The following is a 24,556-nucleotide window of genomic DNA, read 5'->3' as shown; positions in this document are numbered from 1 at the left end:
CTTACTGGTAATCAATTAATAACGTGGCGGAGGCGTTAAACTCGCCCCCCGCCAAGGTGGCTCCGCTACGCTTGACCGGCACCGCATACAGCACCGGCTGAGTGGGGTAGGTGTAGTTAAACCAGGTATTGATATTTAACCGTTGCGTCCCATAATACAAAGCAATACCCAAATCACCGTTATTGGTGCCCAATAATCCGGTTCCAAAGCCCGCCGGCCCCCCCTGAATCCTCATTTTCAGATCGTTGGATTTCTGGATGTCACAACTCAGGCTATAGCTAATGGTCTGCTTATAGTTGACGCCATCAATCCGGGTAGTCATCACCTCATCGCCAAAGTCCACCCAAATGGTTTGATTATTATTAATCGTACAGGGCGGTGGCAGTATAACGGTTCCCCTGATATTCACCGGCATCGCGCTGACCGGAACGCTGGTCAGCAAGACACTGAATAGCACCCCGGCAAGACAATAGCCTGAGGCCCTCGATCTCATGCTCCCCCGGCGATGCTTACCAGGAACAGGATAATATTGTTGCATACGTTCTCTCCTTGCAGACCTGACCCCGCGCCCTCTCCCTGTAACCTGGCACGACCGGTTTCAATTAACTCTTCTTCGCCGGTTCCACCTGGCAGTCCGATCCGCCGCAACGGAACGTCAGCACTGGGCGGCCGCCATAATCGTTGACGTAGGTCAGCACTGGCGATCCTCCTAATACCGACGCGCTGATACCTAAAGGAGCACTGCTTTTCGGCTCCAGCATCAGCGGCTCAAAACCCGTTGCGCTGACGCCCTTTCTGCTGCCCGCATCTACCAGCGTCACGTAGTACGGCGTCGGGTTGTTCACCACATACTTGTCGCCCTGCTTGGTCAACGTCAGTTGGTCCTGCCACGGCGTCGCCATCTCGGTGACCGTTTTCACCAGCGCTTTTGGCCGATAGAACAGTTTGATGCGCGTCTGCAACGCCAGTTGCAAGGTGTTAGTCTTGTCACTCTTCGGCGGGATTTCACGCAGGTTGAAGTAGAACAACGTTTCCCGATCCTGTGGCAGTTGGCTCAACACCGGTAACGCCTGTACCTTCACCTGGCTCTTGGCACCGGGTTCGATGCGCTGTACCGGCGGCAGTACCGTTAACGGACTGGTCACCTTGTTGCCCTTGGTATCTTCTATCCAGCCCTGGGCCAGATAGGGCAATTGCGGGTTGTCATTGTTGACGCTCAGGCTGACCGACTTATCGCCGCCAGGAAAGATGATCCGGGTACGATCCAACGCGATCGCCGCCTGGGCCTGCGTGGTCAGCGCACACAGTAAGGTTGCGGCGGCCAGCGCCATCCCCGTATTGGTTTTCGTCATTTCGTATCTCATTGTATTGTCTCAGCCTTTTTCTGTATTGCGGCCAGGTCTGTGGTGTCTTTTTTCGCGGTTATCGCCCGGCAAGGCAGCAAGAGTTCAGCCATGCCGTTCGCTGGTAATACCGCCGGTAATGTCAGTTCACACTGCGCCTGTTCATCCCAGTGAACCGTCATCGTTTCACCGCGCTCAATACCACTCAGGTATACGCTGCCGGCGTCGCTGACGATCCCCACATCGCGTTTTTTCAGGTTCTGCACCGTCGCCCCGAACGGCGGCATCGTGCCGTCTGCCAGACGGATCACCGCCATGGCCTTCTCACCCGCTATCACGTCAAACCGGCGATAGCCTATCGCGCCTTCCGTCAGCGTAGCCTGCACCACCGACTTCATCGCTTCGGCGTTATCCGGCAGCTTATCCAGATCGATATTCACTCGATTGCGGTAATAGCTGTTCATGTCAGCCACCACGGCTTTGCCATAACGGTTGGTGCGCACTGGGGCTCCGTAGTTACGGATCGGGATATTGCCTACGCCATCGGTGTCGACCAGCAAACGGGTACCGCCTGGGATAGAGACCCGGTGCATCGCTGCACCTTCCGCAGTCGCCGTTACCCCGCCCTGCAATGCCAACCCCACAGTGCTGTAGCTCCCGGATTGAGCACTGGCGGTGGCGTTAATCTGCGCCCAATCCGCCTCGTGGCTATAGAAACCACTGGCCAATGGCCCATTACGAGTAAAGCCGGTGCTCAACTGATAACTGCCCCGATCCCCGACCCGATCGGAATAGCTGACCCGGTGGGTGTTGTCATTGCGATTCAGAGTGCCGCTATAGCTCATCGAACCGCTGTTACCCCATGGCAGCGACAGTGACAGGAACACCCCGTCGTCATTCTGCCCGTTGTACTGATTGCGGTAGCCGGTCATCGACAGGCTGAGGTTTTTGAAGCGGCCAATATCCATGTAGCGCATCAACGACAGGCTGTAGCGATCGTTGGCGTCCCGATCCCAATAGGTCTGGTGGTCATAGTTCAGGTTGGCCGTCAGCCCTATCTCGCGGAATTGCTGGCTGTAGGACACCGTGTACATCTCTTTGCTGCTCTGGCTGCGGGTTCCGAGGTTACGTATCTCCAGGAATTCCCCCATCGACATAAAGTTACGTTCAGAGAAGCGATAGCCGGCAAAGGTCACCTGGCCACCAATCTGGTCAAAGTTCTTCGAATAGCGCAGACGATAGGATCCCCCGCTTAGCGTGTCCCCCTGCGGCAAACTCGCCCGCGACTGGGTCACGTCAAACGATAGTGCGCCAAACGCCATCAGGTCGCGGCCAATCCCCACCGCCAACGCGTTGTACTCGTCACCGGCCACCACGCCACCGCCGAACAGTGACCAACCATTGCTGACGCCCCAGGAGAATTCACCGCTACCGAATAGCGGACCTTGTGTACGGTGCCGCCAGTCTGTTGGCCGCCCGCTCGCCAGCTTGTAGCGCACCATTCCCGGCCGGGTCAGGTAAGGGATGCTCGCCGTGCTGATAGTGAACGCCTGTACGCTGCCGTCCTGCTCTTCGATCCGCACGTCCATCTGCCCCGATACCGCGTTGCTCAGATCCTGAATACGGAACGGGCCAGCTGGCACCAGGGATTCATACAACACCCGCCCCTGCTGGCTGACTACCACACGGGCGTTGGTACGTGCCACGCCGCTCACCTCTGGCGCATAGCCGCGCAGGTTCGGCGGCAGCATCGCGTCGTCGCTCACCAGGCTTAACCCGGTGTAACGGAAGCTGTCGAAAATATCGGAGTTGAGGAAGTCTTCACCCACCGTCAATTTGGCACGCAGCCGCGCGATCGCCCGGTAAGCGGTATATTGTGTCCACTCAAAGTTGCGCTGGCTGGACTGCCCAGAGCCGGTTTGATGGTCAATCTGCGTCTGCCAACTGGCACGCAGCCGCCAGCTTCCCGCATTGGCGCCCACCACCCCGTTGCCGCTCAGGTTGTAGCCTTTCTCGACGTTGTCGTTTTGATCCTGACGTTGGCTCTGAGCATTGAGGTTGTAATCCAGCAGCAGCCCAGGAATACCGTTATCCCAGCGTGCCGGAGGATCCCAATCGGGAGAGCTGTATTCCAGGTAAGCCTGCGGAACGCTGAGATAGAGTGTGTTGCTGCCCAGCTCGGGGCGCGCCGTCATCCCCTCGAGGCTACCGATCATCAGGCATTGCCCGTTGTGCCACCAGGCCAGATCGCGGGTAAATTCCTCTTTCAGCCCCATTTGTTCCACCAGAGCGGCAGACAGACAGGCTTCGGTCACGTTGGGATCTTTGTCCGTGGGATAAAACGGGATCGTCTGTTCCGGTAGTTCTTGCTGGTTGACGTTAATCAGCAGGCTGTATTCACCCGGCATCACGTAACCACTGCGGGAAAAACGCCCCAAATCGATATTGCCGCGCTCCTGAACATCGAGCACGTCGGTATTGAATTCGATGGGTTTGGCGGCAGAAACCTGGCCATTCACCAGTGCCAGCGCAATCAACAGCGGCAACAAGCGGGTGCGCGGAACCTGTACTCCTACAAGTGGGGTGCTCATCATCCATTGACCTTTATGCGTTAAAACTTTCCCGGGTGTTATGGTTGTTATTAAAGGGAATACCCTGCCGGGGAAGTAAATCTGTCTAGGCGTGCTGACTATCCGTTATCATGTCAGCCTGCAGCTCAGTGATATTCCAGCTGGTAGCGCACCTGGGCGCTATAGGTGCCCGTCTGCAACGGCTGGTTGTTGGCGACCATACGTGCGGTGTAATGCAGCAGCATTTCTTTGCCCTGCAACACCGGCGTCTGCGGCGGCAGCTCCTTACCTGGAACGGCCTCATTCCCCAATGCATCGTTCAGCACCAGCGCTACGCCACGCGCCTCACCCTCAACGCCGAAGTGCCCATTTTCATTGCGGCCGTCAAACGTGACGCGAAAGTGCTGCTTGCCCAGAATGTTATCGTTGCTATGTTTGAGCGTGCAGTTCACCAGCCGGATACTGAATGGCCGCGACAATGCCTGACTGTCATTAACAATCCGATCGAAGGGCTGCGTGCCCATATCAACGGTCTGGTCTCGGCTGGTAGTATCAATATCGCAAGCGGTGGCTACTATCGCCCCGTTCATGCTGAGCTGACTACCCCCCCAAACCGGCAGTGCAGTCATCGCACCCACCAATAAAAACAACGAGGTAGCCGTAAAAGTATTCACCGACATCCCTGGCTCCCGTAATCAACAAGGACAGCAAAAACTGCATGCGGAAACCGCATGCAGTCACACCGACTATTAGTTGTATGCCAGGGTAAAGTTAGTGGTCGAGGTGAAGTCGCCTTCCTCGATATCCGCCAACGTAGTACCGGCATGCCCCTGCAGGAAGGCGGAGAAGCTCAGAGTGTTGTTACCAGCGATCAGGTTCTGAACGGTAGTCGCAGTACCCAGAGTGATAGGTTGGTTAGAACCATCAAACATCGCGATGCTGGCACCTTTTGCCTGACCAGTGATAGCCAGCAGGGTGTTGGTGGTGCCAGTTGCGCCGCCATTTGGACCAGCGAAAGTGACCTGTACCTTGTTCTTGCTAGAGATATCGCAACCTTGCAGTTTGATATCAAAGTTCAGAACGCTGGATTTACCGCCGTTCACCAGAGCCACATTCGCCACCTGGCCAAAGCTCTTGGTCTGATCCAGGCTTTCTGGAGCGATGGAGCAAGGCGCATCAATGATTTTACCTTCGAAATTTACCTTGCCCGAACCCGCATCAGCATTTGCCAGAGAGACCATACCCAGAGACAGAACCGTAGCCAGCGCAATGTTAGTCAGTTTCATGTTTTCTTTATCCTTAAAACGTTAATTTAACGAGAAATCCAGACATACCTATCCCGACACAATTAAAACGGTGCCTATCAGAACAACGCTGTTTTATTTGGCGGTAATTGATATACCAGGCAGCATCCTTTCATTTGGTATAAAAGAAGGCGTCCCTTTCCTTCCCCTTTATTTGCTAAGGGGACAGCTCACCAGAAAAGACAAGTCTCTCCCGGCGCTTCATCCGATGAATAAAGCGAATTACAAAAATACAACTTTATACGACAGCCTTGAATAGATAGAATCTCGACCACAAAGAAGCCATGCACCAATTTTTTCATTGATTTTGGTATTTATGATAAGAAAATTCTCAGACCATTCCATCGGACAACCTCATCTCCTGTCGCCAAAAAATTATTGCAAATACCTATAAATTTTGAAAGTGTTGTTTTCCAAACAGAGCAATTTCGCCATAAAAACCTTATTTACATACAAGAATATTCTTATTGCGACGACTACGGTCGCAAAAACGAATTACTTAGTATTTTATGCTGCGAAATTCGATATTTGCGAACTCATTGATCGTAAATTTGGTTTTCACGAAACAATAGTCCATGATAGCTTAGAATGGTAAACTGACGCCTCATAAGGAAGAAATGGGGGTTATGATTCTGACAGTATTCCCCTGTGATCACCTAGTAAAGTTAGCAAAAAAAACCAGCAGCATAGGATTATTCCATTTCCAATAGCACCCAAGACGCATTAAAAGGAGGTAGTGACATGTCTTATCGCACCAATAAAGAAAGGGAAAAACAGCTTAATAATGTTTTTATTGCTCTACAAACCCTTTGCAAGCGCGACATTCATCACACAGGCGTTCCCCCGCAGGTTCAATGGCCCAAAACACGGGAAATCGCAGAATACTCCGAAACGACAATATACCTTGCTCGTTACTATCTGCTGCGATTAGTGGAAAACAAAAAAGCATATGTTACCTCTGGCGCCCTTAATAACAGTTTACGCTGGTATATTGCTGAACCATCGCCATCAACTAAGCATCATGAAAAAAGGGAAACACAGCCCGTTGCGGCGGAAGGCTAAATAGGCTGCCCCCCCTCTGACTTGTGTTTGATTTTTTTCTACTGACATTTATCTATCCCGTGTCTGCCAATCCGATTCACCTAAGGCAGGCACGCCGGTTGAAAGGAACTCATGCCATGAAACACCCTCTGTCTATCATGATAATCGACGCTGACCGTTATTTTACCTATGGCCTGGGCTTGGGGCTGCAAGCCTATTTTCAGGCCCGTCAGCAAAACATCCGTCTGCTTGAAGAAACACAGGTTGGCAACGATATCGACATCATTTTCCTGGGCGATCTGGTCACTAGCTACCCATGGCATTACCGCTTACATCAGCGGAAAAATCATCCGCTGGTGTTCTTTATCACCGAGCAGGGGCGCAACAAAAACCAGCTCAAGCCAAGGGTGCATTGTGAACAGTGCCATACCAGGGCGCTGTACCGCCACCAGCCGCTATCTTCACTACACGAGCGGTTGGATAGCGTGCTGTTTTCGCCGTTCGGGTCGCCAGCAGCGTCCAGCCACGATTGCACATGTATGTCTCCGTTGACGTCGCGGGAAGAGGAGGTTTTGCGGTGCATTCACATGGGAATGAATGGACAGGACACCGGCAACTATTTGCAAATCAGCAATAAAACCGCCAATGCCCATAAGCAGAACGCCATGCGCAAACTCAATTTCAGATGTAATCAGGAGCTGTATCAATGGCTGCTGCAGGGGGGAGGACACTATCTGAACGAACGGTCGTCAATCAATTTACCGCGCTTACCGCTGGCACCAACGTTGCCAACAGAAACCATCCTCATCTCTCCAGCACAATTAGTGGGACGGCAGAGAAAAGACCGCCCTTATGCGGCCTTGTCTGCGCACAAACAGCCAGAAACCCTCGGCCAGAGGGAGCCTGTCGCCACATGAGGCGGCTCTCGGAGGTGAATTCTAAAATGGATTAGCCTACCTTGCGGTGCTCCGCAGCATGCATCGCAAGGTAGGCATTGAGGTTTTCATCCCCCAGCCCCAAGGTACGCAAGATTGCGGCCATAAAGCTGACCGGCGCGGTACCCGGTGCCGTGATAATGCGCTGATCGGCGATGGCATAAGGCACATCCTGATAGTATTGTGCACCGCCATAGCTCAGGCTCAACAGGTTTTCTGCCGAATTGGAAGTATGGCGGACCGCATCAAGCACGCCCGCCTGCGCTAAAACGCGAGTGCCATCGCAAATCCCCGCGACGATAGCGTTACTTTGATAAGCCGCAGCAACCAAGGCGGTGATATCCGGCGCCTGTGCGGTTTGCCAGATAGTGCCCCCGCAGACAATCAGCAGATCGACTTCATCAGGCTGAATGGCTTCTATTGCAAGATGAGGGGAAACCAGCATGCCACCTGAAGAAGTGACCTGTGCTGCGCCAGGAGTGGCAAACCGGCAGTCAAAACCGTAGTACCCGCGCCCCGTCGAATTGATCAAAGCGGTTTCCCAATCGGAAAAGTTTTCAGTCAGGAGGGTAATAGCACGTATCATCGCAGTGTCCTTGTCAGTAATAGGGGCAATTTTCAGGATTTTCCTACCCGCAAAAACCAAGGGTAACCTGCACTGTTGACAGTTTATGTCAGTAGCCAACAAAGGCCCCTCCCGCAAAGATAACCCGCATTCAATCAGCCAGAGAAACCGGTGCCACGGTCAGCAGCAGGTTGGCAAAACGCCGCATCTCACCGCTGGCGATAACCAGTAATGTCTCCTGTGATTTTGCCGCATGATAGAAAGCCTCGCGGTTGAGATAATCGATGGGGCAACCGTCAGGCAGCAGTTGCTGATATTCGGCAGCGATGGTGTTGGTGAAGTCTTGCGGCCAGGCCATCATTGAGGCGTGTTCCACGTTAATGTGTTTAAGCACCTTCGCTAATATCACGCTGCTGGCAATCATTCCAGGAGCAAGGTTCAGATAGATAATAGTGGCCTCTTTCGACGAGTTGGTGACGAAAGAATAGTTACCATCGGCGATGAGGATCTGGGTTTTATGACCGCACTGCGCCAGGGCGCCCAACAGTTGCGGATGAATAATGTCGGCTTTGATCATAGTGTTTTCCAGTAGGGAGACAGGTGGGCGCAGCATGCAGCGCCCCTGCGTAGTGAATCGGTTGCGGTTTATCAGCGGCTGGGTAGGCTCACATACGGTAAATACCGCCGTTAATATCGATGGTGGCGCCAGAGACGAAGCCGTCATATTCCGAGGCGAGGAATTTAATCACCCGAGCGACGTCCTCCGGGCTCCCCGCGCGGCCAAGGGGGATGCCGTGGATGGTTTCATCGGCAGATTCCTTGCTGGTATGCAGGTTATGGAAGCGAGTGCCAAGAATAAGCCCCGGCGCTACTGCATTGACCCTGATGCCATGTTCACCCAGTTCCGCCGCCAGGGAACGGGTCCAGGTTAATACCGCCCCTTTGGCCATGGAGTAAACCAGTGAACCAGAATGCCCGCCGGAACGGCCAGCCAGTGAGGCCAGATTGACAATGCTGGCTCCGTCCTTGGCGCTTTTTAAGTAAGGTAACGCGCTTTGCGTGACGTTCAGCATGGTCGTCATATTGACATCAATCACCGTCTGCCAGAATTGACGGTCGATCTCACCTAGCCATTTACGGGCGATAATGCCGCCCACGTTATTGATCAGTATGTCTATTCCCCCCAAAAACTCGGCGGCAGCAGCGACGCATCGCTGGGTATCTGCAGTATCGGTTAAATCTGCATAACCATAGGCGGCACGTTGACCGCGTAAATGGGCTAACTCAACCAGTTCCTTTGGCCCCTCTTCGCCGCTGAAATAGTGGATGTAGATGTCACACCCGGCATTAATCAACTGCTCTGCGGTAGCTTTGCCAATCCCCTGCTCCGCCCCGGTAATAAACACTTTCTTACCCGTTAGATTTCCCATTTTATTGCCTCTCGATTATTTGTAGATAAAGCCAGTTATGAGCGAATAACGCCTTCACGCTGTTTGGCGCAGTAAAAAATGCAGATCAATCCGGTAACCAATAAACACAGCGACAGGAAAACCAGCCCCGGAGTATTACTGTTAGTGACGTCCTTTAATAATCCAACCACGTAAGGTGCGACAAAACCTCCGATATTGCCGATACAGCTCACCACCGCCAGTCCGGCCGCTGCTGCCGCCCCGGTAGAAATATTGGCGGGCATGGAAAGGAATGAAGGAACCGAGGTATAGATACCTATCGCAGCAACGCTCAGGAACATCAGCGCGACAAATACGTTGTAGTTAAAGAACACTACGGCACCTATCAGGCCAAAGGCGGCGACAATCATGCTGATGCCGGCAAATACGCCGATTTTTTTGCTTTTACTGGCCCACAGGCTCCACGGATAAACCAGCAAGGCGGCCAACCCATAGGGAATAAAAGCAATCAGGCTCACGCGGAAAATATCATCTCCGGAGATAGCTGTAATGATGGAGGGCAGCCACATCCCGAAGCCGTAGATCCCACACACCATGCCAAAATTCAACATGGCGTATAACAGATACTTTTTATTTTTTATGCCCTGTACAAAATCAGACAGCTTTACCTTGGAACCCGATTTGCTGCGGGTGGTGTTGCCCATTAGCCAGGCTTTCTCTTCCACATCGAGATAGCCCACATCCTTCGGTGAGTTCTTGATAATAAAAGGAATAAACAGGCCAATAATCACCGGTGGAATACCTTCGAGGATAAACAGCCACTGCCAGGGTTCCAGGCCAAACCAGCCATGTTCAACGTTAAGGATCAGCCCGGAAATCGGTGAGCCAATAGCGTTCGACAACGGCTGTACGATGATAAACATACCGAGGATTTTGGTACGGTACTTCTCCGGGAAAAATACCGTGAAGTAATAGACGACCGAGGGGAAAAATCCCGCCTCACAAACTCCCAGCATAAACCTACAGATATACAACTCCATCGGCGTGCGGACAAAACCCATCAACACGGCAAATATCCCCCAGGTGATGAGGATCCTGGCAAACCAGATACGTGGGCCAAATTTGATGGTTCCCGCATTACTGGGAATTTCAAACATAAAATAGCCGATAAAGAATATCCCAGAGGCAAAGCCAAAGGCCGAGGCGGTTAACCCCAGGCTATCTTCCAGAGCAATTGCCGCATAGGCCATATTATTACGATCCAAAAAAGCCAGAAAGTATAATAAGAACATTAACGGGACAATATTCAGCGTCATTTTCCTAATGGCACTGCGTTCAATTTCCTGAGGCGTTCTTTTTTGCATAATAGAATACTTCCAATGTTGTTAATCGGAATAATAATTTGCTACAGGCATGCCTGATGGATACAGGTATATTTACCTGATAATAAATAATGCTATTTAATCGTTCTCGTTACGCTATTCGCGTTATGGCGTAATGGTTATTACCGACTGGCGGCTGACTAAGGTCGGCGGGAAAATAAACTCTTCAGGGACTAATGTAGGATCCCCTATACGTTGCAATAAGCGCACCACCATCACCTGGGCCATCTCGGCAAGCGGTGGCATGACGGAAGTCAGCGCTGGCCACACCAGCCCCGAGAGCGGAATATTGTCGATACCCACCACCGATATCTCGCCGGGCACTGCCACGCCAGCCTCCCGCAGCCCCGCCAGTAGGCCGATGCCCAGAGCATCGTTGATAGCCACCACGCCATCTGGGCGCGGAGAAAGAGCAAGTACCTGAGCGGCGAGGGTAAAGCCTAGTTCGGCCATCTCGGTATCGCCATACTCTCCGCTGGCTTTGCCTTCTATTACCCGCTGCTGAGCGGGCAGCCGATGATTACGCACCACGGTGAGAAACCCTTCAATCTTATGGCTGCGGCTCATGGTCAGGCTGGCCTCGGTGGCAAAGACGATATTGCGGCAACCGCGTTCGATCAGGTGTTGAGCCGCCAGCCGCCCGGCCTCTACGTTGTCCATTGAGACGCTGTCGAATAACCGGGCATCAGCGGTGAAGCTCCCCGCCATGCGGTTATCGTAGTTGACGATCATCATTCCCATTTCGGCAGCCTGTGCGAAATGGGTCTTACGGATATCACTCGCCGCAACGATAATGCCGCGCACCCCATGGGCAAACATATCTTCGATAAAGGTGCGCTCTTCATCTTCTTGCCGATAGGTATTGCCCAACAACACCCGGTAGCGGTGTGCTTTAGCCGCCAGGTCAACCTCGCGAGCCAGGGCAGAAAAGCTGGGGTTGACGATCGAGGGAACCAGCAGACCGATCATCTGGGCATGCCCGGTTTTCAACTGCTGCGCCACTCTGTTGGGCTGATAGTTCAATTCGCGCATCACCTGTTCGATACGCAGCCGGGTTTCCGGGCGCATTTGATTGCTGCGCCCATTTAACACGTTGGAAACGCTGCTCACGGAAACACCGGCAAGATGCGCGACATCACGAATATTGGCCATGTTTTCGCTCCTCCTCCGGTGCTGCCGTTAATCGGTTAACTTATGCACGACATGCCATTAATTAGCAGAATAATCAATATATTAAACATACGACCTGGCATTATCTGTATCGTTTTAGTGAAACGATGCAGATCAATTTATAGCGGAGATATGACTCAATCAAGCGACTTTACCGGCCGCGCCGCGGTTGCGTGATGCTTTTGTGAAAGCTATCAAGCCCAGCGCCATGGCATTACTAAACACGAGTAAAATCCCCGGCTGTTTAGTCAGTGTTTAGTGGTGGGGGTTAAAGGCTGGAACGGGATTTGGATGGGTACTGCATGCAGCGCCTCACATATAGTGGTCGATTGAAGTAGGCTACTAACCCATCATATATCGTTTATCAGTTCGTCAAATACCAACTCCCCATCATGTAACCGTCCTAGTTTGGCTTGATTAATAGAATGCTCAAGCTTGGCGCACAGGTTTTGTAGCTTAAACTCTGCAAACGCATTGTAGTCCTCAACAGGCATGACCACTACGGAGGGTTTACCGTTTTGGGTGATACAAACTGGTTCACGCTGGGCTGTAGCCATCATTTGTTTAAACTGGGTTTTGGCCTGACTGGCCGTAAAGTTAATCATTGTTATCTCCTAAGGACGTTTTCCTAGTGGTATTCAACAAAAAAACCACCTCGCCGCGATAAAAAGGCGATGTGGCCAACCGCCGTTGCCACTCGGAGTTCCAGTCGCCCTGCTGCACCAGACCGATTTTGAAGGGGATTCGTAGCTTAAGCAGCGCGGGGAGATAGCGTTCATACTCCGTGACCGTGCGCCGCCCCTGATAGGTTTGGATCACCAACTCATCGATTGGCAACGCATTCAATTGGCTGACGTTGCCGGTCTTTGCCCAATCGAGCAGGCCAGTCACTCCCAAAGCATATTCTTTGGGTAACCGACCGCGCAGCTTGTCGAGAAACTCCGCGTACTTGTCCAGTTGATAGGTTGCCGCGTCAAAGTCGATCTGTAGCCCTACCACCCGATTGCCTGCCGCAGCCCAACGGGCAGGCATGCGCACCGCCGAGGCCAATACTTCCTCGGACATGTCCAGGGTTGCGACACGTACGGTGATCCAAACGGCAGGCGCCTGCAGCTTGCTCAACGGCATTCCCAACTTCAGAAAACGAGCGCCCTGGCGGCCATTCACGATTTCACCCTGATGGAGATAGAGCAGATCGGCCTGCTGCAACGCAGGCTGCGGCCAAACGCCGGACCAAAGCCAGAATGCGCGGTAATCATGCGCGTTCACGGCCGGTGGCGCTGCGGCGGTTGCAGAGCTCGGCAACCACAGCAGCAGCAATAACCGCATCACCAATAGTATTTGAGCTTTTGTTCCCATTGGTTACCTTTATACTGGCTCTTCAACAGGTTAAACCAACGTTGGCGAGTTTTTTGCGAGATCTCCTGCCGGTCGCAGCTGTTGTAGCCGGAAGGTGAGAAACACATCACCGCCCGGTACAGCGCATAGGTTTTATCTTCCGGTTCGGCCTTGGGATCGGCGATCACTTGCTGATAATATTTTAATCTACCGTGCGCTTTATCTTTATTCAGCTCGGCCCCAGCCAGGTCATCCAGCTGTTCATTGCCCCCCATTTCCGCTTCGGTGCTGATATCGGCAAAGGTGGTACGCAAGAACTCTGCCACGCAGTTCATGGCGTGTGGATCGTTCTTGTTGTTCGCCAAGACGGCAACGTTAGCGTCTAAAGAAGCACAGAAATAGCCAGGTTCGGTCCGGCTGCCATCCCAATCGAAAACGCTGAGTGCGACATCACCAAATACCTGCGGATCAGGCGTCTGTTTGATGTGTTTTTTCAGCTGGCTGTCGGCAATAAACCCTTGATAGTCGCCCACCATTAAATCCTTGAACAGCAGCGTATGCAAAGCGATGGTCTTTTCTTCATCATTGGGTGCGCCCGCGGCCTGCTGTTGCAGCAACGCTTTATTGGCCAGGCTTTTGAGCACCACTGAGCGGTAACGCAGGTTATTGATTGGGCTGTCTGGGGCAAAAATAGCCGCGGTTTTATTTTCCTGCACCAAGGCGGTGGCCAGCATCAACTGCAGATACTGTTGCTGATAAGGGGCAAGTTTCATGCCGAGCAGATGACGCCAATGGGCTTCGGCACCCGGCCAATTTTCCTGCATCACCAGGGCATCGCCGTAGAGGATCTGCTGGCTGAACGCGATGAGATCGTTCGCTGCCAATTGTGCCGCAGGCTGGATCGCCTTGGTGACCGCGGCATAATCCTTTTGCTGATAGAACAGCCAGGCATTATGCATATATTCCCAGAGCGGTAACTGATTGGCGGCAACAAACATCGGTTTGTACCCCTGCAGCAGCTCATCGGTCACTTTCGGCATCGATGGGTTATCGAGATTGTAGTTGCGCAGCCACTTCATGGTTTGGGTGAAGGTCAACAACGGGGCATAGGCACTGCTGATAAAAGGTGGCTCTGCGCTGTCGTAAGGAATGTTGCGGCTCAGCAGAATTTGATCCCCTTCATCAATCATCGCGCCAAGCGTATTGATATCGGTGGCGGCGGTTATCTCGCTTTCATACAGCTGCGCCAAACGCGGCCAGTCGGACAGATACCAATTCACCCGGCGCTGCAATCCCTGCACGGAATCCACATATTCGCCTTTGGGATAAGCGGCCAGATAGGCCTGCGCACGTTGCAATGCCAGGGCACCCGCCTCTTTATCAGCCCGCTGCGGATCGAACATGCCGTACTGATCCGTGGCATTTTCAGTGATCTGGTTCAAGGCCACGCGGAACAGCATATAAGCGGCGGTTTCGGCTACCCAGGGTTGATCCGACTCTTTAAGCCGTTGGAACCCGGTATCCGCATCGGCAAACTGCCCCTGATAAAATTGTTCCGCACTGGTGAGGTAATCTCTGAACGCCGCCGCATGGGAACCTGCGGCATAGTTTGCCATCAGCGGTAAAAATTGCTCCGGCTGCGCTTCACCCCGGTAAATTTTGGCCCGGCGCAGCGCCAGTAAATCGCGTTCGGCCTGATCTAGCTGTGGGTCTGCCAGCAGGGTCTGGAAAAATTGGCTGAGTGACAGCGGATTATTAGAGATCCAGCGGCCTTCATATTCGGCTGAAAAACCGGTTAACCCCGACGGTTTAATGCCTAGGCTTAATGCTAGCGCATCAAGAGGATCTTCCTGTGGCACAGCCATTTGGCCTGGTGCGGTGGCCTGATCGGTTGCAGGCGCAGCTTCCCCAGGGAACACGCCAAACGTGTATCCTCTGCTGCGGCTAATATCCTGCGGCAACGACGACAGTGCCACGGGTAGATTGCGCATTCCAGCTGCCAGCATCAGCAGATTGACGCGGGTATCATTATCGGCGGCCAGGTAGGGCACCCCGCTCATTGCGCAATAGTCGCTCCAGCGGCAGCCAGTTTCATCGGAAGAGGCCATGGCTAATGGGCTAGTAACCGCGATGGCAGCAACCACTATGGCTAATATGCTTTTTTTCATCGATGTCCCTACTTATCTCCAGTTATCACTTTCATCCCGAGTGAAATTAGCCTGAGATAGTCTCGTAAGCATGCAGAAAAAACAAGGTGGCACAAACAGACCGCTTGGTTGCTGGGGGAGAATGTCAACGAGTGCTCTTTCCCTACCACAGGCCACCTTGCCGCAGCCAGTAATATAATTCGCTATTACGCCTGAACCCCAGCTTGCGCATCGCCGTGAGTTTATGGGTACTGACGGTCTTGACGCTCAGCGAAAGTTTGCTGGCGATCTTGTCGGGGGTTAACTCCCATGAGATCCCTTGCAGAACCTCGCGCTCACGCGGGGTCAGTTGCAAATGGCGCCATGTACTTTCCGTATTGGCGGTCAAAGACGCCTGACTTGCCTGCTCAAACATCTCCTCAACCAAACGCACCACAGCATCAGGCCGTGCCTTGCGATTTAATAGCGCGGGTTCATTCTGGCGAATGACATTCTCCGCTACCGTATCACTTATGATAATCGTCCCGAGCCGCCGGCTCTCTGGATTTGCCCGGCGAGAATTGAACCGCGACGACCCGCCAAATGGGTTGACACATACCAACAGGTCGATCGCTATCCCGGGCGCAACCGGCACAAAACTCCATGTACAGCCTTTAGTCAGCAAATAGTCCTGCAAAATATGTTGAATGCCCAGAGAAAAATAACGGTTGCTATCCTGAATAGTGATAACAATATGTGGTGTCATTTTAGTTCCTCATGAATCGGCAAGAAAATAGGGCAATAATGTGGGTTACATTCATATGGCAAATCATCCTTGATGCTATCGCCCCAAAAAAGGGATACGGTTACCCTCGCAAGCCCAATATAGGTGTGCCTATAACGAGGTGGCCGATTACTGGTCAGCTAAAGTGAAGCTGGTAACCGCCTTGAAATTTGCCTTTGGTAACGGTGGCAGACGCACCATCCCCGTGCAGATAGGCACAGAAGTTCAGGGTAATATGCCATTTTGCAGCTTTTGGATGGAGGTTGGCTTAGTCAGCTTAATAGGGCCGCTAGCATCTTCAATGACGAGGCTAGCCCCCAATATACAAGGGCCTATGACGGCACCGACGCTACTATTGGAGAACACGGTAACTTTGTTCTTGGCATTTGGCTTGTTACCAATTTCACCGTTACGTACACTCTCTAAACGCTTTCGCCAGCGGTTTTAGCGTTGCGACAAATCTTAATGATCAGACAATAGACAAGCAAAATAACCTATTTAATATGCAAAAATTAGAATTAACAACTTTAAATTATTATTTTTAATATATTTAATGCTGTTTTGAGCATAAAAAAACCAGCAAGCGAGTAGGTAATACTGTCTTAAATTCAACTAGTTATTATTGCTGAAAAAATAGTTCAAATCAGGGTTGACTACGGTAGTCGGTTACAACTAAATTCCTACGCACAGTCAAGCCGTTAAGACTATTCTTATCACTGGACGCAGTTCAACACTAACACCAAGGATGCTCGGTTATCGCCATGAAATATATAATAAACCTTAATATTATTTTTGATCCTGACAATAGAATATTGACGGTTAAAAACGACATTCAGCAGTCTGTAGAATTATCAAAGCCAGCAACCCGGTTACTCAGTGAGTTGATTAACAACAATAGGGTCAACCTTGCTCGCGATGACCTGCTAAAAAACGTCTGGGCGGACTATGGTTTTTCACCGTCTAATGCCAGCCTGAATAACCATATTAGTGAGCTACGTAAAGCCTTCACTAATCTCGGCGTGAGCAAGGATATTATTTCCACCGTTCCCCGCGTCGGCTTTAGAATGGATGCGGAAATCCATCCGATACAAAAATCTGAGCAGGGAATAACAGAAGAGGCACCGGTCTCCAGGATTCCTGCCACTGAAGAAGCTCACACCTCATCAGAAACCCTACCGCCGACAATGACCGAGCAAGGAGAACATCAATCTATCTATTTGTCGTTAAAAAAACACAAAATGATAATCTACATACTGGCTCTTTTACTGTTACTGACCACGGTAACGGGCACGACCATGCTGAGACACAACCAAAAAGAGAGCGTGAACTTCGTGGTGACTCATGGAAAATGCAGTATCTATAACTTAAATGACGACAAGCCAAATAAAGAGTTTACGGCTAAAATCGTCAAGGAGATAGCAGCGGAAGGCATAGACTGTTCGCGGGAAGATCTGGATGTTTTTTATGCAGAGGCACACCCTAATAACGACCGTTTCAGAGTCCGTCTGCTCGCCGCCTGCAGTAAAATTGATGCCACCAGCTATAAAAGTTGCTTAAATTACAAAACGGTAGAGTAATAACATGAAAAAGATCGTCGTCGCCCTGCTGTTGATTGTTAGCTTAGGCTCCCTTCTTTTTTATTGGTATCAGTCACAGTCCCTCAAACCGTTCCATTGTGATGCCCAGGTGTTCGCCCACCTCAAAATCGATGAAACGGAGGCCGTTGAGGTCAACTCCTATGTCGACGTCATATTTAAGTCGGCACATGATGGGGTCCTGAAATTTTCAGGCTCAATCAAGAATAAGGGCCATGACTATATCCTGAGAAGGACCGTCTACTTTACCGTCGCCCCGTCGGAGCTGGAAAACGTCAACAAAATTGTCTTTACCCGTACAGAGAGCCACCCTACGGATAACACGCCAGCAGACCTTTGGCAGAACAGAGTGTTACCGCAAACGCCGGGTATTGAATTTTACTCAAAAATCAGGTGGTTAGAAAGAGACGCTATCATTATTAAAGGGTTTACTAATCCTCTGATCGTCTGTATTCGCCGCTAACGGCACTCGGAGAGCTCACTATCGGCAATGCTGCCTGAACAGGCGTGCCAGGTAGGCCCCCATCGGCGTGAGCGTCGTATCCTTGCGTTGGATCAGGTAGAAGGTGGCTTGTGGTAAGGCTTCGTCCAATTCCAACGCCACCAGATGGCGGCCCAGGATAGGATCGGAAATCACATCAACCGACAGAATGCTGACAAAGTCACTCTGCGCCACCAGGCTGGTACAGGCCATAAAGGTTTCGCAGGTAACGCTGATCGCCGGTGCCATCCCCATATCACCAAACAGTTCATGCAGCAGGCGGTAGTAGCTGCCATTGGGGGTTGGCATAGTCCAATCGCAATGTTGCAGCTCCTTGAGCGTGCGGGCGTTCTCACACGGATGCCCTTTGCGTACCACCACCTTGTATTCTCTTTCCATCAGCCGCTCAAAGCTCAGCTCATTGTCCATACTGCTGGGGTAGTAGGTATTAATGGTGAAATCCAACTCCCCCTGGCGTAGCTCCGGGATCATCGAGACCAGTTGCCCCTCCACGATGCGTACCTTCACATTGGGATATTCGCGATGAAACTGGGTGATCACTTTCGGCATTACCGTGCGGGCAACGCTGCCACCGACGCCGATATTGACCGAGCCGCCCGCTAACCCCAGCCGCTGCTGAATATCTTCCTGCGCTACCCGCAGCTCTTCGAGGATCAGGCTGGCATGCTGAAAAAAGTTATCGCCGCAGTCGGTTAATACCACTCCTTTGCTGCGGCGGACAAACAGCTTGGCGCCGAGCACCTCTTCCAACTCCTGAATCGACTTGGTCAACGCAGGCTGGGAAAGGTTACAGGTCCGGCTGGCGGCGCGGATACTGCCCTGGCGGCTGACTTCCACAAAGGCGCGTAACTGGTGCAATTTTATCGAGGCTGGCATAGGCGATTTGCGATAACCGTTGTTTATCAGTAGCAAGATATTGGCATCTTATTTAACCCGATACCATTGTGTACATTCGAAAAAAACATAATAAATAACCCAATCATCATTTCGCTTAATTAAACGCAGTATCGCGCTCAATAAGCGCCTTTCACGGCTTTTTAGCAACTAATTACATAAATATTCAATTTTAATTTAATTGCCTGATCTTCGTCAGCGCACCACATCTGCCTGAATTTTATTCAAGGCGTGATAACTAATGGAAAACTGCTATGAACACTCCGCTTTCAACGTTGGTGACCGAACTGTATCCGCAGCTGCAAGCCTGGCGCCGTGACTTCCACCACCATGCCGAATCTGGCTGGCTTGAATTTCGTACCGCTTCGCTGGTGGCGGAAGAGTTGGATCGATTAGGTTATCAGTTGCAACTCGGCCGCGAGGTGATCAACGCCGAAGCCCGCATGGGGCTACCTTCTGCACAAATCCTGGCGGCACAAGAACAACGAGCCATCGAACAAGGTGCCCTGGCGAAGTGGCTCCCCTTCTTTTCCGGCGGTTTTACCGGCATTGTCGCCACGCTGGATACCGGCCGCCCTGGCCCCACCATCGCCTTTCGCGTCGATATGGACGCACTCGATCTCAACGAACTACTGCATCCCGACCATCTGCCATTCCGTGAAGGTTTCGCCTCCTGCAATAGCGGCATGATGCACGCCTGCGGGCATGATGGGCATACCACCATCGGCCTGGGGTTGGCGCGAGTATTCAAGAGCCTGGAGCCACAGCTGCATGGCCGCATCAAGCTGATATTCCAACCGGCCGAGGAAGGTACCCGCGGGGCCAAATCGATGGTGGAAGCTGGCGTGGTAGATGACGTCGATTTCTTTACCGCCGTGCATATCGGCACCGGCGTACCGGCCGGGGAACTGGTGTGCGGCAGCGACAGCTTTATGGCTACCACCAAGCTGGACGTCACTTTCCGTGGCGTGGCATCCCATGCCGGTGCCAAACCGGAGGATGGCCGTAATGCCCTGCTGGCGGCGGCTCAAGCCAGCATTGGGTTGTATGCCATCCCTCGTCACAGCGAAGGCAGCTCACGTATAAACGTTGGCGTGTTGCAAGCGGGCACCGGTCGTAACGTGATCGCAGACTGCGCCTTTATGAAGGTAGAGACTCGCGGAGCCACCAATGAGATCAACGAGTTTGTCTACCAACAGGCGCTCAACGTCATCCAAGGAGCCGCCACCATGCAGGGGGTGGAATACGACATCGCCCTGATGGGCGCGGCGCAAAGCAGCCAGCCGACGCAACCTTGGGTGGATTACATCCATCGCCAGGCACTCAGCATCAGCGAGCTTGGTTCAGTTGTCGATCGCCGTGAGCAGGCGGCGGGCTCTGAGGATGCCACCTACATGATGGAACGGGTGAAATCTCACGGTGGGCAAGCATCCTATGTGATTTTCGGTTGCGAACTCAGCGCCGGGCATCACAACGAGAAATTCGACTTTGAAGAGCAGGTACTCACCGTGGCGGTAAAAACGCTGGCTACCCTGGCACTGAACCTACCGACTTTTGGGAGCGCAATATGAAACAACCGGAACTGGTCTCTTTTATCCACCATTACATCGATAGCCACCAGGCCCGTTTCAGTGCCTTAAGCGATGAGATCTGGGATCACCCAGAAACTCGCTTTACCGAAACCCACTCCGCCGAGCTACTGGCAAACGCCTTGGAACAAGAGGGTTTTGAGGTTGAACGCGGCGTTGGCGGTATTGAAACGGCGTTTATCGCCAGCTTTGGTAGCGGCCATCCGGTGATCGCCTTATTGGGTGAATACGATGCATTGGCCGGTCTGAGCCAGCAGGCGGGCTGTGCCACCCCGTCTCCGCTGGTGGAAAACGGCAATGGTCACGGCTGTGGGCATAACCTGCTCGGCACCGCTGCACTGGCCGGAGCCTTTGCGGTTAAAGCCTGGATGGAACAACAACAGTTAACCGGCACGATACGCTTTTACGGCTGCCCAGGGGAAGAAGGCGGCTCTGGTAAAACCTTTATGGTGCGTGAGGGGCTGTTCGCCGATGTGGATGCCGCCCTCACCTGGCATCCGGAAGGCTTTAGCGGCATGTTCAATACCAGCAGCCTGGCCAATATTCAGGCCGCGTTCCGCTTCAAGGGCGTCGCCGCTCACGCGGCCAACTCGCCACATCTCGGCCGCAGCGCGCTGGATGCCGTGACGCTGATGAACACCGGAGCCAACTTCTTGCGTGAACATATCGTGCAGGAAGCCCGGCTGCATTATGCGGTCACCAATACCGGCGGTAGCTCCCCCAATGTGGTGCAGGCTGACGCCGAAGTGCTTTACCTGGTGCGAGCTCCACAACTCGATCAGGTGCAGGATATTTACCAGCGCCTGGTCAACGTTGCCAAAGGTGCAGCGCTGATGACCGACACCCAGATGACCGTGCACTTTGAAAAAGCCTGCTCCAACTACGTCCCCAATCGCCGCCTGGAAAAGGCGATGTATCAGTACGTGTGCGATTTCGGCTTGCCGGATTACAGCGACGAAGAGCGGCGTTTTGCCACGGAGATCCGCCAAACGCTCAGCAAGGACGACCTGCGCAATGCCAAGCTGAACATTTCACGTACCGGTGGAGTCGCTGGGCAGGAATGGGTAAGGCAGTTGGGCGATAAGGTGTTGATGGACGAGGTCGCCCCCTACGTGGAGTCACAAGAAATCCTGTACGGCTCTACCGACGTCGGCGACGTCAGTTGGGTCACGCCAACGGCCCAGTGCTTCAGCCCCTGCTTTGCTCTGGGGACGCCGTTGCATACCTGGCAGTTGGTCGCCCAGGGGCGCACCTCAATAGCCCACAAGGGCATGTGCCTGGCAGGTAAAGTGATGGCCGCTACCGCCGTCGCCCTACTGAGCGATAACGCCTTGCTGAACGCCTGCCGCGAGGAATTCCGCCAGCAACGTGCCGAACAGCCTTATCAATGCCCCATCCCTGCGGGGGTGAAACCTTCCCCACTGAAGTAAATTCCGACCGTTCTGGCTCCCGTTCCGAGCCAGACCACCATAGCGACCCATAAAACTATAAAAATCTGATTACGGACAAGAGGGTAATATCATGAGTGAGATAGCATCATCCGCCAATAAAAGCCCCGGGCGTATTTTTTACTGGGTAGAACGTATCGGTAATAAAATCCCCAACCCCTTCCTGTTATTCGTTTATTTAATCGTGGTGTTAATGCTCGCCACCGCGCTCATTTCCTGGTTGGGCCTGGTGGTGAAAAACCCGGCTACCGGGGAAATGATCCAGGTAAAAAATCTGCTGAGCGTGGAGGGAATACAATGGATCCTCCCCAATATCATCCACAACTTCAGCGGATTTGCGCCATTGGGGGCGATCCTGGCGCTGGTGATCGGTGCCGGTCTGGCGGAAAAGGTCGGCCTGTTGCAGGCGCTGATGTACAAAATGGCCTCACACGTCAGCGCCGGCTACGCCAGCTATATGGTGCTGTTTATCGCCTTCTTCAGCCATATTTCCTCCGATGCCGCACTGGTGGTCATGCCGCCGCTGGGGGCGTTGATCTTCCTGGCCGTCGGGCGTAACCCCATTGCCGGGCTACTGGCGGCGATCGCCGGTGTCGGCTCGGGGTTTACCGCCAACCTGCTGATTGTCACCACCGATGTGCTGCTTTCCGGCATCAGTACCGAAGCGGCCAAAGCGGTTGACGGCGCAATCCACGTCAGCGTGATCGATAACTGGTACTTTATGGCCACCTCGGTGATCGTCCTGACCATTACCGGCGCGTTGCTAACGGATAAATTTATCGAGCCACGGCTACCAAAATGGCAAGGCACCGCCGAAGACAAGCTAGAGGTGCTCACCCCATTACAAAACCGTGGCCTGATGATGAGCGGGATCGCCGCGCTGGTGTTTATCGCCGTGATGGCCGCGCTGGTGGTGCCAGAGGGTGCCCCACTGCGCGATCCGCAAACCGGCTCGGTGATCCCTTCCCCCTTTATCAAAGGCATTGTGCCGATCATCATCCTGTTCTTCTTCACCGTCGCCATCACTTACGGCGTCGTCACCAAGACGATCCGCCGCCCGGACGATATCCCCAACCAGCTGGTCGAGCCGATGAAGAACATGGCGGGCTTTATCGTCATGGTGTTCCCGCTGTCGCAGTTTGTGGCGTTCTTCAACTGGAGCAACATGGGCAAGTTTATGGCCATCGGCCTGACGGATCTGCTGGAGGCGGCCGGAATGAGCGGCGCACCGGCGTTCCTCGGCCTGATGTTCCTGTCCGCCTTCCTGTGCATGTTTATTGCCAGCGGTTCCGCCATCTGGTCGATCCTGGCCCCAATCTTCGTACCGATGTTTATGCTGTTGGGCTTTCACCCGGCCTTCGCCCAGATGATTTTCCGCATCGCGGATTCATCCGTGCTGCCGCTGGCACCGATGTCGCCATTCCTGCCGCTATTCCTTGGCTTTCTGCAGCGCTACCTGAAAGACGCCAAGCTCGGCACCTACTACGTGCTGATCATGCCCTATCCGCTGGTGTTCTTCGCCGTCTGGACCCTTCTGCTGGTAGTGTGGTACATGCTGGGGCTGCCTATCGGGCCTGGGGTCTACCCGAAAATGGGGTAAACCAATGCCGAAAAAATTGTGCTCAATACCCCGTCTTTTGGCGTAAGCTGAACCGATTATCCCCGCCGGATGCTTGCCAGCCGGTGGGGACACTTATGTCAATGCGTTAAGGGCCTGCTATGAGTCGTGAAATCAACAAAGATACGCAGCTGTGTATGTCACTGGCCGGTCGGCCAGGCAATTTCGGTACCCGTTTCCACAACTATCTGTATCAGGAACTGGATCTGAACTTCATCTACAAGGCGTTCACCACCAAAGATATTCAGGCAGCGGTCGGCGGCGTGCGCGCTTTGGGTATTCGCGGCTGTGCGGTTTCCATGCCGTTCAAGGAGAGCTGTATTCCGTTCCTTGATGAGCTGGATGCGTCGGCCACGGCTATTGAGTCAGTCAATACCATCGTCAACGACGACGGCTTCCTGCGGGCGTATAACACCGACTATATCGCCATCGCCAAACTGCTGGCGAAATACCAGATCCCCCCGGCCACCTCGTTTGCCCTGCGTGGCAGCGGCGGTATGGCCAAAGCGGTGACCGCCGCCCTGCGCGATGCAGGGTTCAAGAATGGCCATATCATTGCGCGCAACCCACAGGCGGGCCAGGCACTGGCTGCACAGTATGGTTATCAGTGGCAGCCAGAAGTAGGCGATTTGCAGGTTGAGATGGTGATTAACGTCACGCCAATCGGCATGGCGGGCGGTAGCGAAGCCGAGCAGTTGGCCTTTGAACCGGCCACCATCAAGGCTGCCAAGATCGCTTTCGACGTGGTTGCACTGCCAGCAGAAACCCCGCTGATCCGCTATGCCCGTGAGCAGGGTTTGCAGGTGGTGACCGGTGCCGAAGTGATCGCTTTACAGGCTCTGGAGCAGTTTGTGTTGTACACCGGCGTGCGCCCTTCCGATGAGCAAATCACCCGCGCTGCGGCACATGCGCGTGGCTAATGGTATCCCCTCGCCAGAGGGGA

The 24,556-nt window shown here is 53.1% G+C and carries 23 protein-coding genes; 8 read left to right on the top strand and 15 right to left on the bottom strand.

From position 1 onward, the window contains the following. Position 1: 1 nt before the first annotated feature. The 5 genes from ACX9GU_RS03980 to ACX9GU_RS03960 form a co-directional block, all read right to left on the bottom strand. Complete coding sequence (locus ACX9GU_RS03980) at positions 2–538, bottom strand: fimbrial protein (protein WP_473193910.1); 537 nt, start codon at positions 536–538, stop codon at positions 2–4. Positions 539–602: 64 nt separating this feature from the next. Next, on the bottom strand, positions 603–1,352 hold the full coding sequence (locus ACX9GU_RS03975) for a fimbria/pilus periplasmic chaperone (protein ID WP_473193909.1): 750 nt from the start codon (positions 1,350–1,352) through the stop codon (positions 603–605). Positions 1,353–1,360: 8 nt separating this feature from the next. Continuing rightward, on the bottom strand, positions 1,361–3,937 hold the full coding sequence (locus tag ACX9GU_RS03970) for an outer membrane usher protein (RefSeq protein ID WP_473193908.1): 2,577 nt from the start codon (positions 3,935–3,937) through the stop codon (positions 1,361–1,363). 122 nt (positions 3,938–4,059) lie between these two features. Beyond that, entirely contained in the window at positions 4,060–4,593 is a 534-nt protein-coding gene (locus ACX9GU_RS03965) for a fimbrial protein (RefSeq protein WP_473193907.1), read from the bottom strand. A gap of 69 nt (positions 4,594–4,662) precedes the next feature. Beyond that, complete coding sequence (locus ACX9GU_RS03960; RefSeq protein WP_473193906.1) at positions 4,663–5,199, bottom strand: fimbrial protein; 537 nt, start codon at positions 5,197–5,199, stop codon at positions 4,663–4,665. Positions 5,200–5,958: 759 nt separating this feature from the next. Between ACX9GU_RS03960 and ACX9GU_RS03955 the strand changes: the two genes are divergently transcribed. Together ACX9GU_RS03955 and ACX9GU_RS03950 are read left to right on the top strand one after the other, a co-directional pair. Further along, the gene (locus tag ACX9GU_RS03955) at positions 5,959–6,279 is read left to right on the top strand and encodes a FaeA/PapI family transcriptional regulator (RefSeq protein WP_473193905.1); all 321 of its coding nucleotides are present in this window, start codon (positions 5,959–5,961) and stop codon (positions 6,277–6,279) included. A gap of 116 nt (positions 6,280–6,395) precedes the next feature. Continuing rightward, complete coding sequence (locus ACX9GU_RS03950) at positions 6,396–7,175, top strand: LuxR C-terminal-related transcriptional regulator (RefSeq protein ID WP_473193904.1); 780 nt, start codon at positions 6,396–6,398, stop codon at positions 7,173–7,175. Between the two features lie 31 nt (positions 7,176–7,206). Here ACX9GU_RS03950 and ACX9GU_RS03945 read toward each other — a convergent pair whose 3' ends face one another. The 9 genes from ACX9GU_RS03945 to ACX9GU_RS03905 all read right to left on the bottom strand — a co-directional run bounded on the left by ACX9GU_RS03945 (position 7,207) and on the right by ACX9GU_RS03905 (position 15,949). Further along, positions 7,207–7,779: a type 1 glutamine amidotransferase family protein gene (locus tag ACX9GU_RS03945; RefSeq protein WP_473193903.1), complete on the bottom strand. Its 573-nt coding sequence runs from the start codon at positions 7,777–7,779 to the stop codon at positions 7,207–7,209. A 130-nt stretch (positions 7,780–7,909) separates the two neighbouring features. Continuing rightward, entirely contained in the window at positions 7,910–8,335 is a 426-nt protein-coding gene (locus tag ACX9GU_RS03940; RefSeq protein ID WP_473193902.1) for an RbsD/FucU domain-containing protein, read from the bottom strand. 88 nt (positions 8,336–8,423) lie between these two features. Continuing rightward, positions 8,424–9,188: an SDR family NAD(P)-dependent oxidoreductase gene (locus ACX9GU_RS03935; RefSeq protein ID WP_473193901.1), complete on the bottom strand. Its 765-nt coding sequence runs from the start codon at positions 9,186–9,188 to the stop codon at positions 8,424–8,426. A gap of 35 nt (positions 9,189–9,223) precedes the next feature. Beyond that, positions 9,224–10,531, bottom strand: a complete 1,308-nt coding sequence (locus ACX9GU_RS03930) for an MFS transporter (protein ID WP_473193900.1) — start codon at positions 10,529–10,531, stop codon at positions 9,224–9,226. 123 nt (positions 10,532–10,654) lie between these two features. Further along, entirely contained in the window at positions 10,655–11,701 is a 1,047-nt protein-coding gene (locus tag ACX9GU_RS03925; RefSeq protein WP_473193899.1) for a LacI family DNA-binding transcriptional regulator, read from the bottom strand. Positions 11,702–12,069: 368 nt separating this feature from the next. Next, on the bottom strand, positions 12,070–12,324 hold the full coding sequence (locus tag ACX9GU_RS03920) for a type II toxin-antitoxin system Phd/YefM family antitoxin (protein WP_071682075.1): 255 nt from the start codon (positions 12,322–12,324) through the stop codon (positions 12,070–12,072). Further along, positions 12,317–13,078, bottom strand: coding sequence for a DUF3142 domain-containing protein (locus tag ACX9GU_RS03915; RefSeq protein ID WP_473193898.1), 762 nt, complete (start codon positions 13,076–13,078; stop codon positions 12,317–12,319). The genes ACX9GU_RS03920 and ACX9GU_RS03915 overlap by 8 nt, the downstream gene beginning before the upstream one ends. Then, positions 13,048–15,225: a PA5441 family protein gene (locus ACX9GU_RS03910; RefSeq protein ID WP_473193897.1), complete on the bottom strand. Its 2,178-nt coding sequence runs from the start codon at positions 15,223–15,225 to the stop codon at positions 13,048–13,050. The genes ACX9GU_RS03915 and ACX9GU_RS03910 overlap by 31 nt, the downstream gene beginning before the upstream one ends. 142 nt (positions 15,226–15,367) lie before the next feature. After that, a complete protein-coding gene (locus ACX9GU_RS03905) occupies positions 15,368–15,949 on the bottom strand; it encodes a helix-turn-helix transcriptional regulator (protein WP_473193896.1) in 582 nt (193 codons plus the stop codon). 779 nt (positions 15,950–16,728) lie between these two features. On the opposite strand from ACX9GU_RS03905, the gene ACX9GU_RS03900 reads away from it, so the two are divergent. Next, positions 16,729–17,544 carry a winged helix-turn-helix domain-containing protein gene (locus tag ACX9GU_RS03900; RefSeq protein ID WP_473193895.1) on the top strand — a complete coding sequence of 272 codons (816 nt, stop codon included), beginning with the start codon at positions 16,729–16,731 and terminating at the stop codon, positions 17,542–17,544. Between the two features lie 4 nt (positions 17,545–17,548). Continuing rightward, positions 17,549–18,025: a hypothetical protein gene (locus ACX9GU_RS03895; RefSeq protein ID WP_473193894.1), complete on the top strand. Its 477-nt coding sequence runs from the start codon at positions 17,549–17,551 to the stop codon at positions 18,023–18,025. Positions 18,026–18,043: 18 nt separating this feature from the next. Here ACX9GU_RS03895 and ACX9GU_RS03890 read toward each other — a convergent pair whose 3' ends face one another. After that, positions 18,044–18,940 (bottom strand): LysR family transcriptional regulator, encoded by an 897-nt coding sequence (locus ACX9GU_RS03890; protein ID WP_024482999.1) that lies wholly within the window; start codon positions 18,938–18,940, stop codon positions 18,044–18,046. A 272-nt stretch (positions 18,941–19,212) separates the two neighbouring features. On the opposite strand from ACX9GU_RS03890, the gene ACX9GU_RS03885 reads away from it, so the two are divergent. From ACX9GU_RS03885 to ACX9GU_RS03870, 4 genes are all read left to right on the top strand, one after another. Further along, entirely contained in the window at positions 19,213–20,529 is a 1,317-nt protein-coding gene (locus ACX9GU_RS03885; protein WP_473193893.1) for a M20 family metallo-hydrolase, read from the top strand. Then, entirely contained in the window at positions 20,526–21,977 is a 1,452-nt protein-coding gene (locus ACX9GU_RS03880; protein WP_473193892.1) for a M20 family metallopeptidase, read from the top strand. Before ACX9GU_RS03885 ends, ACX9GU_RS03880 begins: the two co-directional genes overlap by 4 nt. A 91-nt stretch (positions 21,978–22,068) precedes the next feature. Next, positions 22,069–23,595: a p-aminobenzoyl-glutamate transporter gene (gene abgT, locus ACX9GU_RS03875; RefSeq protein ID WP_021806831.1), complete on the top strand. Its 1,527-nt coding sequence runs from the start codon at positions 22,069–22,071 to the stop codon at positions 23,593–23,595. 119 nt (positions 23,596–23,714) lie between these two features. Beyond that, positions 23,715–24,533 carry a shikimate 5-dehydrogenase gene (locus ACX9GU_RS03870; RefSeq protein WP_059201810.1) on the top strand — a complete coding sequence of 273 codons (819 nt, stop codon included), beginning with the start codon at positions 23,715–23,717 and terminating at the stop codon, positions 24,531–24,533. Positions 24,534–24,556 lie beyond the last annotated feature (23 nt).

The organism is Serratia sp. K1WW1 (assembly GCF_055790865.1).
The sequence above is the reverse complement of the archived record's forward strand: the minus strand, read 5'-3'. Positions and strand labels throughout refer to the sequence as shown.